At 65.7% G+C, this 12,031-nt stretch carries 11 protein-coding genes; 5 read left to right on the top strand and 6 right to left on the bottom strand.

What is annotated here, in order from left to right:
- Positions 1 to 310, top strand: a 310-nt coding sequence (locus BM162_RS19540; RefSeq protein WP_143096235.1) for an integrase core domain-containing protein, incomplete at its 5' end; no start/stop codon positions are given.
- Between the two features lie 61 nt (positions 311 to 371).
- Here BM162_RS19540 and BM162_RS19535 read toward each other — a convergent pair.
- The 4 genes from BM162_RS19535 to BM162_RS19520 all read right to left on the bottom strand — a co-directional run bounded on the left by BM162_RS19535 (position 372) and on the right by BM162_RS19520 (position 4,597).
- Complete coding sequence (locus tag BM162_RS19535) at positions 372 to 779, bottom strand: cupin domain-containing protein (protein ID WP_093425290.1); 408 nt, start codon at positions 777 to 779, stop codon at positions 372 to 374.
- Between the two features lie 232 nt (positions 780 to 1,011).
- Positions 1,012 to 2,652 (bottom strand): tetratricopeptide repeat protein, encoded by a 1,641-nt coding sequence (locus BM162_RS19530; protein WP_093425292.1) that lies wholly within the window; start codon positions 2,650 to 2,652, stop codon positions 1,012 to 1,014.
- Positions 2,653 to 2,747: 95 nt separating this feature from the next.
- Positions 2,748 to 3,899: an acyl-CoA dehydrogenase family protein gene (locus tag BM162_RS19525; RefSeq protein ID WP_093425288.1), complete on the bottom strand. Its 1,152-nt coding sequence runs from the start codon at positions 3,897 to 3,899 to the stop codon at positions 2,748 to 2,750.
- A gap of 158 nt (positions 3,900 to 4,057) precedes the next feature.
- Positions 4,058 to 4,597, bottom strand: coding sequence for a DUF6647 family protein (locus BM162_RS19520; protein ID WP_093425286.1), 540 nt, complete (start codon positions 4,595 to 4,597; stop codon positions 4,058 to 4,060).
- A gap of 112 nt (positions 4,598 to 4,709) precedes the next feature.
- On the opposite strand from BM162_RS19520, the gene BM162_RS19515 reads away from it, so the two are divergent.
- On the top strand, positions 4,710 to 5,621 hold the full coding sequence (locus tag BM162_RS19515) for a LysR substrate-binding domain-containing protein (protein WP_093425284.1): 912 nt from the start codon (positions 4,710 to 4,712) through the stop codon (positions 5,619 to 5,621).
- A gap of 220 nt (positions 5,622 to 5,841) precedes the next feature.
- On the opposite strand, the gene BM162_RS19510 is transcribed toward BM162_RS19515, so the two are convergent.
- On the bottom strand, positions 5,842 to 6,639 hold the full coding sequence (locus BM162_RS19510; protein ID WP_093425283.1) for a helix-turn-helix domain-containing protein: 798 nt from the start codon (positions 6,637 to 6,639) through the stop codon (positions 5,842 to 5,844).
- A 109-nt stretch (positions 6,640 to 6,748) separates the two neighbouring features.
- On the opposite strand from BM162_RS19510, the gene BM162_RS19505 reads away from it, so the two are divergent.
- From BM162_RS19505 to BM162_RS19495, 3 genes are all read left to right on the top strand, one after another.
- Positions 6,749 to 8,599, top strand: a complete 1,851-nt coding sequence (locus BM162_RS19505; RefSeq protein ID WP_177215275.1) for a TRAP transporter permease — start codon at positions 6,749 to 6,751, stop codon at positions 8,597 to 8,599.
- Positions 8,600 to 8,601: 2 nt separating this feature from the next.
- Positions 8,602 to 9,615, top strand: coding sequence for a TAXI family TRAP transporter solute-binding subunit (locus BM162_RS19500; RefSeq protein WP_093425280.1), 1,014 nt, complete (start codon positions 8,602 to 8,604; stop codon positions 9,613 to 9,615).
- 121 nt (positions 9,616 to 9,736) lie between these two features.
- Positions 9,737 to 11,386, top strand: coding sequence for a sulfatase-like hydrolase/transferase (locus BM162_RS19495; protein ID WP_093425279.1), 1,650 nt, complete (start codon positions 9,737 to 9,739; stop codon positions 11,384 to 11,386).
- Between the two features lie 309 nt (positions 11,387 to 11,695).
- Here the strand turns inward: BM162_RS19495 and BM162_RS19490 are convergent, their stop codons facing one another.
- The gene (locus BM162_RS19490) at positions 11,696 to 12,025 is read right to left on the bottom strand and encodes an L-rhamnose mutarotase (protein WP_093425278.1); all 330 of its coding nucleotides are present in this window, start codon (positions 12,023 to 12,025) and stop codon (positions 11,696 to 11,698) included.
- Between the last annotated feature and the right edge of the window lie 6 nt (positions 12,026 to 12,031).

Raw genomic sequence — 12,031 nt, 5'->3', positions numbered from 1 at the left:
CATCAGATCCGATAACGGGCCCGAGTTCGCCGCCCGAAAGGTCCGTGAATGGATCGAAGCCGTGGGCGCGAAAACTGCCTTCATAGAGCCCGGATCACCGTGGGAGAACGGCTATTGTGAGAGCTTCAACGCCCGCTTCCGCAACGAGCTGCTCGACGGGGAGATCTTCTACTCGCTCCGCGAGGCCCAGATCCTCATCGAACAATGGCGGCGCCACTACAATACCATCCGCCCCCATAGCGCCCTGGGCTACAGACCGCCTGCCCCGGAAGCCATCGTCACCGTCGACCGAAGGAGGGCAATGCATTAACAATCAACCTGGACCACTCGAATGGGGCAGTTCAATAGCGGCTCACCGCCGCCCAAACGCATCACTCCGTCGTGGTCATGATCGGCGCGCCCTCCGCGCTTACCTGGATCAGCAGGATCGTTACCGGCTCGGCGTCGCTCTCGTTCCTCGCGACCATGGGCTGGTTCATCGGTTCTGCGGTGAAATCACCTGTTGACAGAACCTTCTCTTCGGCGCCGTCGACTTGCACCTTGAGCGAACCGTCCAGGACATAGACGTGAACGGGACCCGCGTGCTCGTGTCGGTCGCCGGTCCAGCCGCCGGGGAAGGTAACGCGCTGGATCGTGAGCGTCTGCCCCTCGGCTCCGGGAATGGGAGCCTGCGCAAGCTGCTCCCGTTCGCCCGGACTGTACTCCTGCCCCGCCTCTTGAGGCTGAGCAGAAACGGCGCCTGCAAGCGCGATTATCGAAGCTACAAAAAGGGCTTTCATGGCAAATCCTCCTTGGGATCAAGGACCTTCATTATAGCATACGATGCGTCTCTGCCGGATCCGCTCTTTCCAGCCCCTAACCTACCGGGGTTCATGAACGTACTGCCCATGGGAGAGGCGGCGTCAGCCTTGTCGTGCGGCAGGAGCCTCTCGGCCCACGATGCACCGGGCCTGCATCGAAATCCGGTTTTGAAGCATCAGACTTTGAGAGTCCCACTCCATCAGTGGTTGGTCAGGCCGCAGCCTTGCTTCGGCAGTAGCACGATGCGCGGACCGGCACCTCTGCGCGGGCGAGCGCTCGGTCGAGCAGGCGCTGGACGTGCAGTCGTTCAACGTTTTCGCCGCGCCGGGTCAGGCACTCATGCAGCCCGTGGAGGCTCCAGACGTTGGCGGGATGCTGGCAGGCCCGGGCGAGGGTGTCGTCGAGGCCGAGATCGGCGCGATAGACCGCCTCCGCTTCCTCGAAGCGTCCGGCGTCGAGCAGAAGGGCGCCAAGCGCGTGGCTGGTCGGCTGCATCCAGCCCCACGGCTCGTCGTAGGGAAGACTGTCGTCAAGCTCGACGGAGCGGCGCAAATGGTCGAAGGCGGCCTCTTCGTCGCCGCTCTTGTAGGCAAGCTCGCCCCGCATCATCGCCTCCGCGATCTTCAAGATGTCCTGGCAGGTGTTGTTGAAAAGCATTCGGCTTTCCGGAACGGCCCTGTGCGTCTTGTCGAACTCCTCGGTTTCCGCCTCGGCTCCCGCGATGTCGCCAGTGTTCGCCAGCGCCACTGTGCGCGCATAGCGCATCACTGCCGTGGTCATGGCGTAGAGTTCGGCGTCCCGGGGCATCTCTGCGGCGAGGATCTCGTTCCACATGCCGAAGCGGATCAGCACGTGCATCTTCATCGGCACGAAGGCTTCGAACCAGTCCGCCATCTCCCGCAGTGTCGACTCGTCCGGCAGCGTTGCGACAAGTTCTTCGGCCGCCTCCAGGGCCGGGCGCGGCTGGCCCAGGAACATCGCGCCGTAGATCAGGAAGTGGTAGTTGTGGCAGCGATAGACGGTGTAGAAGTTGTCCGCCCCCTCGCGTTTCAGCCACTTTCGATCTGCCTCGATGGCTTTCGCGTTGCGGGCGACAACGCTGTGATAGTCGCCGCAGAGCACGTCGATATGCGTGCCCATGTGGATCAGATGACCGGCATCGGGCACGAGTGTGCTCAGCCGGTCGCCGTGGCGCAGAGCGGCTTCCGGCGTCGCCGACATCTCCATCAGGTGTATGTAGAAGTGCAGAAGGCCCGGATGGTCCCACGCGCCCGGGAGCGCGTCCAGTGCGCGCTCCAGCACGTCGCGGACCTCGAGCGTGTCGGCGCCTTCGGCCGGTGCACCGGTCGGCAGGTCCCACAATTGCCAGGGCGTGCGGTTCATCATCGCCTCGGCGAACAGAGCGGCGACATCGGGATCGTCGGAATGCGCTTTGTGAACCTCGCGCATCGCATCGGCATAAGCGTCGAGATACGGTGCGATGTCCTCGACCGCCTCTTCGGGGAAGCGCTTGGAGACCGCGTCAATCAGCGCGCGCTCCACGTCAGACAGGTCGAACGATTCATTCTGCAGCGAAGCGATCGCACTGCGCGCGATAGCCACGGCCTGCTGCCTTTCCTCGTGTTCCATGCCCTCCCAAGGCTGGTTGTAGTTGGGCCCCGATGCGGCCGCGATGCCCCATTGCGCCATCGCGCACCCGGGATCGGCCTCCAATGCTTTCCTGAAGTATCGGATCGCCGCCTCGTGGTTGAAGCCGTAAAGCCAGACGAGGCCACGGTCGAACCAGCGCTGCGCGTCAGCGGAAGCCGTCGAGATATGGCGACTGTAGGTTCCAAGCTCATAGTAGGTCATCGTCATCTCCATGTTCGTGACCGCCGCGTCAGCAGGTCATGTCAGGCGATGTCCCGGATGGTGATCCGGACGGCGGATCCCTGCAGGTGTCGATGTCACTCGGCCGCAACGGTCACTTCTGCCGCTGTTTCCACGGGCTCAAGCCCGAGGGACAGGCGCCCGGTGAAGAGCTGCTGGCGCTTCTCCGGCAAGGGATGGAACTGCGAGGCGTGAACATCGCGCAACAGGCGTTCGATGCCCGCCTTGCGAAAATATCCTCCGCCACCGGACGCTTCCATGGCCTTTTCTGCCGCCGCTATCACGTTTTTCGAAGTGATCGTCTTGCGGATCAGGATCTTGCTCGACAACTCCTCCGACGGGGTGAACTCGAGATCGTTGGCAAGCCGAACCATGTCGTCGCAGGCCAATTGCGCTGTGGTCAGCCGGTTCTCCATCTCTCCGATGAGGTATGGCACCACCGGGTCGCTTCTGCGCTTCCGCGCCCGCCCGCGGGCGATGGCGCAGGCCGCCTCGGCCGCTCCAACGTAGGCGGACATGACCAGCGGATCCGCCACCGTGATGATGACATTGAAGGCGGGGTGAAACTCGCCCTGCGGTCGTTTCATCGCGACGGTGTCCTCCGGCACGAAGACATCTTCGAAGCGAACCGTCTGCGAGCCGGTCGCGCACATGCCCATGGTGCGCCAGTCATCGAGGAAGGTGACACCTTCGGCATTCGATGGAACCGTGAAATGCAGAACCTGCGGCCCGCCTTCCGCGTCATCCTGGACGGCAGATGTCACGAACGCGGCCCCGGCGGGAGAGCCGCTGGTGAACGGCTTGACGGCGCTCACCCGGTATCCGCCCTCAACCTTTCGAGCGCTTCCGTTGGATTCCAACCAGTCGTTCGCTCCGGTGGAGATGAGGACGGCCTCCGAGGCGGCAACTTTCTTGAGAAGCATTTCTCCCGGCCGCCCCGCGCGATGATTAAAGAGCGCCGCAGAGACCAGGTGCTGATGCATCGAGACGGCCAATGCCGTCGAGCTGCAAAACCGCGCAAGGTGCCGCAGGAAGGCGCACATTTCGCTGTGACTCACCCCGCCACCGCCAAGATCTTTGGGCACCTGCGCGGAGAAGACCTTGGCCGCCGTCAGTTCCTTGTAGTTTTCAGCAACGAATGCGTCCGCCGCGTCCAACTCCCGAATTCTATCGAAAAACTTGGGACCGAGCCTGTCCGCGAGGCCTATCAGGTCGATTGGTTTCGCCATAGCAGCGCCCCCTCTCGCCATGCAGTGACCTACTGTAGCACAGATTTGGCGATCGGATGAGTCCGTGTGCACGCCCGGTCCACGGGACTAGGCCGGCCTCTCCCTGATCGCCCGCAGACATGCGGCAACGCCAGACCCGCAAGCTCTGCGGCGCGGCTTCAGTCCGGGTGGATATCGCGCGATGTGCAGCCGGCGTCGAGCACCACCGCCACCCAGTTCACCTCCGCCTGCAGGCCGCGCTCGCCAAGCCAGGCTTCCTGAAGCCGATAGGCCGGCAGCTCCTGTGCTGCCGGGCAATACCAGTGGTGCGGTGCCTGGCGGTGGTGGATCATTTCGTGCAGCAGAGTGCTCACGTCTTCGGTGTTGCGCGGGTCCCAGGGCTCGATCAGCAGGATCTCCTGCGTGTCAGGATCATAAAGACCACGGAGCGGTCCGCGTTGGAGGCTTGATGTCGTACCGCGCCGCGCTCTCGCCTCCCATTCGCTGACGCGCCGGATGAGCGGGGTCGACGTGCGCTGCGCCCACTCACTGTTCACGTCGAGCCAGTCATCAAGGATCGCCATCAGCTCTTGCATGTTTCTGGCCTCGCGCCACTGCGGTGCGGGGTCGAGGCGGAGTGCGGGCTTTGGGAGAGCCACCGTCGGGCAAAGGGCGACGAGGGCCGTGGCGAGCGCCACGGCGGTGCGGATGCGGGGCATGGAACCCTCCGATCTCCAATTTCGGATTTTCGTGACGCCATGTTACGATCCGTCGGACACGGCCCCGAACGATCGTTTTTCAGCCTCGCGTGAGGTGAGTTCAGTCAGAAAGATGGGACGCAAGCTTCCGCCCTTCGCCGCCGTCCGCGCCTTCGAGGCCACCGCACGGCACATGTCGGTTAAGGCCGCCGCAGACGAACTTTGCCTGACGCCCTCTGCCGTCAGCCATCAGATCAAGGCGCTGGAGGGCTTCCTCGACACCCAACTCTTCGAGCGCTCGGGCAACCGTCTGGCACTGACGCTGACCGGGGAGTCCTATGCGGGCAAACTGACCCATCTCCTCGACAGCTTCCTCGACGAGACGGAGTCGGTGCGCGCGGGGCCGCGTCTTCTTCGCGTTCTGTCGACTCCGGGCTTTGCCGCACGCTGGCTTGCGCCGCGCCTCCCCCGGCTCGATTTCGCGCTCGACATCCGTTTGCGGGTGTCGAACGGCGCGCCGTCGCTCGACTTTGCGACAAACGACGCGGACGTGGTCATCCAATGGTCGGATCAGCCGACGCCGGGGCTGCTGGTGGAGCCGCTTATGGCCTCGGCGCGCTATCCGGTGATCGCGCCCGCGCTAAGGGCGCGCGAGCGGGTCGAGCGGCCCGAGGACCTGCTGCACCAGACCCTCTTCTACGATGAGACGGACGACGCCTGGACAGAGTGGTTCGCCGCAGCCGGTCTCGCCGGCACAGACCTCCCGTCCGGCCCCACCTACCCGAATTGCGAACTCGCGACGACAATGGTGGAGCAGGCGCAGGGCGTGTCGCTGGCTTATGATGCAGTGGTGCGGAACACGCTCGCCTCTGGCCGGCTGGAGCGTCTTTTCGACATCGTGACCCTGCCGATGGCGATCTACTCGGTCGCCTGCCAAGAGGCGCGCGCAGAGGAGCCGAGGATCACCGCGTTCCGTGCTTGGCTCCGCGCCGAAGCCGAGGCAGAGGGCGTACTGCCGGGGCGCCACTCGAACGCAGCCGAGTGACCGCTGGTTTAGAGCCAGATCTCCCGCACTGGGGATGTCTTTCGAGGCTGAGGCGACACGGCCCATTCCTGCCGTTCATACTCGGCCCGATGCTACCGCACAGGTCCGAGGCGTCGGCGGGTGATGGTCGTCATCGGGGTGCTCCTCGTGAAGTCTTTTATATCTGTTTGGCGGCAGGACCTGGTCCAACGCGACGAAGCGCCGCTGCGCGGGCTCATTCTTACTCCCGCGACAGCGCCGAGAGGCTGTCGGTCACGGCGTCGGCGGTCTCCTCTAGCGGGCGGAGGTGGGTGGCGGCGAAGTCTTCAGGCGAGGAGAAGTCGCGCGGCCAGATGAGGGTGATCGCGCCGACGACCGCCTCGCGCTGGCGAACCGGGACCGCGATCGCCCAGAGGCGGTCGTCCAGCACCGTCTCACCCAGATAGGTGCCGAGCCTTACGCCGTAGCCGCGGGCGCGGGTCGCCTCCAAGTGCTCGCGATACGCCTCGACCGACAGGCCGAAACGGGCGAGGCCCCAAGTGACGTCCTCTGCCGTGCGGCGTGCGATCTCGTCCACGTGGGCTTCGGGAAGCGCGGCGAGGCACGCCATTCCGGACGCGGACCCGAAGATGTTGAGCTGCCGGTGCAGCCTTCCGGGGTAAAGATGGAATGGTGAGGCGGGCCGGGTGGAATCGACGATCGTCATCCGCAGGTCCGACACCATGTGCAGGTCCGACGGCCACTGGATCCTCCGCGTGAGTTCCAGCACGTGGGGCATGGCGTGATCGACCAGCGGCCCGACCGTCGCCGGCATCCGCTGACCCGCCCCCATCGGAAGGACGACGTTCGATCGGTAAAGGCCGTCGGCCACGGAGCGCCGCACCGCCCGCCGGGCGACGAGCGTGCCCAGAAGCCGCCGCAGCGTGGATTTCGGCAGCCCGGTTACCTTGTGCAGGTCCGCAAGGGACAGGGCCCGGTCACGCGACAGCGCCTCGAGAACCATCAAGCCGCGCTCGAGCGATCGGTTTTCCAGAGTCATCCTCGCCCTGCCCTTTTGCGTGCCGCTGAACGGCACGGTAACGGAAATTGCATGACACCGACAGCGCCTGAGGCCGAAGGTGTACCGGTCAATGGGAGGAGGCCGACAGGTGACACCGCCGTTCGTCGCTCGGGCGCTCGACGTCGCCGCGGCCTCGCTGGCCGTGGGCCTCGCGGCGCTCGCCGTCTACACCGCCGGCTTCGGCGTGTTCGACAACGCCTGGTACTCCGGTCTGACCGTGGCGCTGGGGATGACGATCGTCCTCCTCGGCCGGGAGCACACCGGGACCGCGTGGCGCGCTGCGCTCCACCTGGGGCTTGCAGCCCTCTTCCTGTGGCTGAGTTGGACGTGGCTGCAGATCATGCTCGAACAGGAGATGTTCTTCATCGACATCTCGGACACCCAGCTCGCGCTCGGCTGGATCGCCATGGCCGTCATCGGGTACGTGACGTGGCTGGGCTTCGGCCTGCCGATGCTGCTCGTCTGCCTCGCTTTCGCCGGGTGGGTCCTTGCCCCGTTCGGCGCGGACGAGCACTGGGGCCGTGTGGCCGAAAACCTGTGGTACTCGACCGACGGCGTCTATGGCCGCCCGGTCGAGGTGGTCGGGAGGATCGTCCTGATCTTCATCGTCTTCGGCGCGGTCCTTCAGCAGTCCGGTGCGGGCAACGTGCTGCTCAGGATCGCCTTCGCCGCCACCAACCGTTTCACCGGCGGTCCTGCCCACGCAGCGATCGTCGGTTCGGGCCTGTTCGGTACGCTGTCCGGCTCGCCCATCGCCAACGTCGTGTCGACCGGCGTCTTCACCATCCCGATCATCAAGCGCGCGGGCTTCACGCCGAAGTTCGCAGGCGCCGTAGAGGCCGCGGCATCCACCGGCGGGCAGATCATGCCGCCGGTGATGGGCGTCGTGGCCTTCCTCATGGCCGACGTCACCGGCATTCCATACCTCCAGGTGGTGCTGGCGGCGACGATCCCCGCCTTGTTCTACTACGTCAGCCTGTTCATGGTGGTGCTGGTCGAAGCCCGCAAGCAGGGCGTGCGAGACGAGGCGGTGGCGACGCCCGAGCCTCTGACGGCGCGGGATGCGCTCCAGTCGCTGGCCTTCTTCGTGCCGCTCGGGGTGATCGTCTGGCTGCTGGTGTCGGGCCGGACGGCGCAGTACGCGGGCTTCTACGCGCTCTGGACCGCCTTCGCCCTCTGCCTCCTCCTGTTCCCCTCCTTCCGGCATCCGAAGGAATGGCTCGCGGCACTGGTCGACGCCGGGCGCACGGCGGCGACGCTGATGGTGATCGTCGCGGCCATCGGCTTCGTCATCGGCGTGATCAACATGTCGGGCATCGGGCTGAAGTTCGCGCAGGCGATCCTGATGCTTTCGGGGTCGTCGCTGCTGCTCAGTCTCCTGCTGGTGATGGCCGGGTGCCTGGTCATGGGCATGGGCGTGCCCTCGGCCCCCGCCTACCTGATCGTGGCCATCGTCATGGGCCCGGCGCTCGAGCGGCTGGGGGTGCCGACGATCGCCGCCCACCTGTTCATGCTCTATTTCGGGGTGCTCTCCGTGGTGACGCCGCCCGTCGCGCTTGCGGCCTTCGCCGCCGCGCCGATCGCGGGGGCGCGCCCGATGGAGACGGGATGGGAGGCGCTGCGGCTGTCGATCGCGGGCTTCATCATCCCGTTCGTGTTCATCGTGCACCCCGAGATCCTGCTCATCGAGGGGTTCACTTGGGTCGGGCTGCTCTGGGCGCTCGCCGCCTTCCTGCTGGCGACCTGGTTGATCGCCACGGGCCTCGCGAGATTCGAGGCGGGCCCCCTGCCGCTCTGGAACAGCGCCGTGCGGCTCGCGGCGGCGCTCGCGCTCCTGATGCCCGACCCGTTCATATCGCTCGGCGGCGCGCTCGCCGCCGGTGCCTTGATCGCGCTCCACCGAAGCGGCGCGACGCAACCAAACCAGGGAGGACTTTGACCATGAAAATATACGCATCCGCAATGCTCGCGGCGGCGCTCGCCGCGGGCGCCGCGCAGGCCGAGGACCTGAAGATGTCGACCATCGCACCGGGATCGTCGGCCTATCTGACGATGTCGACCATGGCCAGCATCGTGAACCAGGAGCAGGACGCGCACGACCTGACGGTGGACGCCACTGGCGCGGCGACGAAGCACCAGATCGACCTCGCCGAAGGCAAGATCGACTTCGCCATGACCTCGCCGACGGTGCACCACCTGCTGAAGAACCAGCTTGCCATGTACCAGAAGCTCGACAGCGCGCCCGAGCTGGCCGAGCGGCTGCGGCTGGTGTTCTGGTTCCCCTACGGCCAGTACCACGTGCTGACCTATGCCGAGGACGGGATGGAAAGCCTCGAGGACATCCGCGGCAAGCGCGTCTTCCTCGGCCCGCCGGGCGGCGGCGCGTGGAACGCGGCGAAAAGCTGGATCGAGGCGCAGACCGGCATGGTACCGGGCGAGGACTACGAGAACTTCAAGGGCTCGTGGTCGTCCGCGCTTCAGGCCTTTCAGGACAAGCAGGTGGACGTTTACATCGCCGGCGGCATCGCCCCCTTCCCCCAGGTCGAGCAGTTGGCGGCGACCTCGGATTTGCGGATTCTCGGCCCGACGCCCGAGGAGTTCGAGCAGCAGACGGACGAGCAGCGCGCGCCGACCGAGGTTCGCGGCCGTGAACTCGGGATCATTCCCGCCGGTGTCTACGGCGAAGGCGTGGTGAACGAGCAGGACGTGGCCACTCTGGGTGCGGTCGTGGGCGTCAGCACGCGCGCCGATCTGGATCCCGAGATCGTCTACGAGGTGACCAAGGCTTTCTGGGAAGGGGCCGAGGGCCGGCGCGAGGACACGCCGTGGCTCGAGAACGTGACCCTCGATTATGCGGTGCGCGAGGGCGGCCTGCCGCTGCACCCCGGCGCGCAGCGATACTACGAGGAGGTCGGGCTGGAGATCCCGGAAGGCTCGCAGGCTCCCGCCGAGTGAGCATGATGCCAAGGCTTTTCAGAAAACCCTTGGCAAATTCGTTCTTAAGGAATTTGGGCCAACCGCACCGGCGCGTGCCGCTTCGCGCCGGTGCCCTCTTCAAGCGTAACGCAAGAGTTCCATGAACATCCTCTTCATCATGTACGACCAGCTGCGGTTCGATTACCTCGGCTGCGCGGGCCATCCCCGGCTGCACACCCCCAACTTCGACCGCGTGGCGCGGATGGGCGTGCGCTTCACCAACGCCTATTGCCAATCGCCGGTCTGCGGCGCCTCGCGGATGTCGTTCTACACCGGCCGCTACCCGTCTTCGCACGGGGCGCAGTGGAACGGCTTTCCCCTCCGGGTGGGCGAGGTCACGCTGGGCGACCACCTGCGCAAGCTGGGGATGGACTGCTGGCTCATCGGCAAGACCCACATGAAGGCCGACGCCGAGGGGATGGCACGGCTGGGCCTGTCGCCCGACAGCGTCATCGGCGCGCGGCAGGCCGAGTGCGGCTTCGACGCCTGGGTGCGCGACGACGGACTTTGGGGCGAAGGGCCCGACGGTTTTTATGACGAGAAGCGCAGTCCCTATAACGAATATCTCAAGTCGAAGGGCTATGACGGCACCAACCCGTGGGCCGACTACGCCAACGCGGGGATCGAGGACGGCGACATCGCCTCGGGCTGGATGTTCCGCAACGCCGACAAGCCCGCCAACATCGCCGAGGAAGACAGCGAGACGCCGTGGCTGACCTCCGAGACCATCCGGTTCATGGAGGAGGCCAAGCGCCCTTGGTGCGCGCATGTCTCGTATATCAAGCCGCACTGGCCCTACATCGTCCCCGCCCCTTACCACGACATGTTCGGTGCGAACGACGTGCCGCAGGCCCTGCGCCACCCGGTCGAGCGGGAGGACCCGCACCCGGTCTACGGTGCCTACATGGAGAACCCTATCGCCCGCGCCTTCCAGCGCGATGAGGTGCGGCAGAAGGTGATCCCGGCCTACATGGGCCTGATCAAGCAGTGCGACGACCAGCTCGGCCGCCTTCTGGATCACCTCGAGGCGACCGGAGAGCTGAGCGATACGATGATCGTGCTCACCTCGGACCACGGCGACTACCTGGGCGACCACTGGCTGGGCGAGAAGGACCTGTTCCACGAGCCGTCGGTAAAGATCCCGATGATCGTCTTCGACCCGCGTCCGCAGGCCGAAGCCACGCGCGGGACCACCTGCGACGCGCTGGTGGAATCCATCGACCTCGCCGCGACCTTCGTCGAAGCGGCGGGCGGCGAGGTGCCGGACCACATCATCGAGGGCCGCTCGCTTATGCCGTTCCTCCACGGGCGGGAACCGGAGGACTGGCGCGAGGTGGCGATCAGCGAATACGACTACTCCGTCACCGGAATGTGCACCAACCTGGGTCTGTCGCCCCGGGACGCGCGGCTTTTCATGGTGTTCGACGGGCGGTGGAAGCTGATCCACGCCGAGGGCGGCTTCCGCCCGATGCTGTTCGACCTCGACACCGACCCGGAGGAGTTTCATGACCTCGGCGGCGATCCGGACCTCGCCAACCAGATCGCGCGGCTCTACGATCACCTCGCCCGCTGGGGGCGGCGCATGTCGCAGCGGGTCACCCGGTCGGACGCAGATATCGAGGCGATGCGCGGCCGCTCCCTCCGGCGCGGCATCCTGCCCTTTCTGTATGACGGCAGCGAAGTCGACAGCGAATTGACGCAGAAGTACCGCGGGCCGGCCCGCCAGAACCACGTCGACGGTGACGGGTGACGCCACCGGTCGACCCCGCCCCGGCGGCCATTTTAGCGGCTCGCTCCGCCAGCGAGAGTGCGGTCTTTCCGCCAGGACGGCAGGGCCTCAGCCGGGATCGTCGGCTTCTCCGGAGGCGTCCTCGGCAGTCCGCCCTGCTTCAGCGCCACGGGACGCCGGTCATCGGAGGCTTGAAGTGCGTACTCGCGCCGGATGTTCTCATCGGTCACTTCGGAAGGAGCCCCGACAGGCCGAAGCAGTCGGGTCGGGCTTGGGCCGGACGACCGTGCGATCCTTCCGAACTCAATGCACAAGTGCATCACGGTTGCATCAATCCAGATGGAATACCTCTTCCATCATCGCCCACCACTCGCCATCACGGCGGCTTTCCAGGGGGCGCTGCATGGGATTGCAGATGGCCCACCAGCGCTGCGTCGGCTCGTGCTCGGCCATCTTCTTCATGTCCGTCTCGAAGTCAGTGCCGTGGTATTCCCAGGTGGCGAAGAGAAGGTTCTCGGGCTCGCGCAGGTAGATCGAGTAATTTCGGATGTTCGACGCCCTGATCTGGTCCAGGACCTCCGGCCAAGCCTCGGCGTGGAGCTGCTTGTATTCCTCGATACGCTCTGGCGCGATACCGATGACCATGCCCATGCGCTGCATACGCTC

The organism is Tranquillimonas alkanivorans (assembly GCF_900115595.1).
Taxonomy (GTDB): Bacteria; Pseudomonadota; Alphaproteobacteria; order Rhodobacterales; family Rhodobacteraceae; genus Tranquillimonas; species Tranquillimonas alkanivorans.
Note: the sequence above shows the minus strand (reverse complement) of the source record. Positions and strands in the feature narration are given on the sequence as shown.

Excerpts from the sequence above, each read along its gene's own strand:
- BM162_RS19535 (WP_093425290.1), bottom strand. The coding sequence starts at position 779 with ATGAAAGCCCTTTTTGTAGCTTCGATAATCGCGCTTGCAGGCGCCGTT.
- BM162_RS19530 (WP_093425292.1), bottom strand. The coding sequence starts at position 2,652 with ATGACCTACTATGAGCTTGGAACCTACAGTCGCCATATCTCGACGGCT.
- BM162_RS19525 (WP_093425288.1), bottom strand. The coding sequence starts at position 3,899 with ATGGCGAAACCAATCGACCTGATAGGCCTCGCGGACAGGCTCGGTCCC.
- BM162_RS19520 (WP_093425286.1), bottom strand. The coding sequence starts at position 4,597 with ATGCCCCGCATCCGCACCGCCGTGGCGCTCGCCACGGCCCTCGTCGCC.
- BM162_RS19515 (WP_093425284.1), top strand. The coding sequence starts at position 4,710 with ATGGGACGCAAGCTTCCGCCCTTCGCCGCCGTCCGCGCCTTCGAGGCC.
- BM162_RS19510 (WP_093425283.1), bottom strand. The coding sequence starts at position 6,639 with ATGACTCTGGAAAACCGATCGCTCGAGCGCGGCTTGATGGTTCTCGAG.
- BM162_RS19500 (WP_093425280.1), top strand. The coding sequence starts at position 8,602 with ATGAAAATATACGCATCCGCAATGCTCGCGGCGGCGCTCGCCGCGGGC.
- BM162_RS19495 (WP_093425279.1), top strand. The coding sequence starts at position 9,737 with ATGAACATCCTCTTCATCATGTACGACCAGCTGCGGTTCGATTACCTC.
- BM162_RS19490 (WP_093425278.1), bottom strand. The coding sequence starts at position 12,025 with ATGCAGCGCATGGGCATGGTCATCGGTATCGCGCCAGAGCGTATCGAG.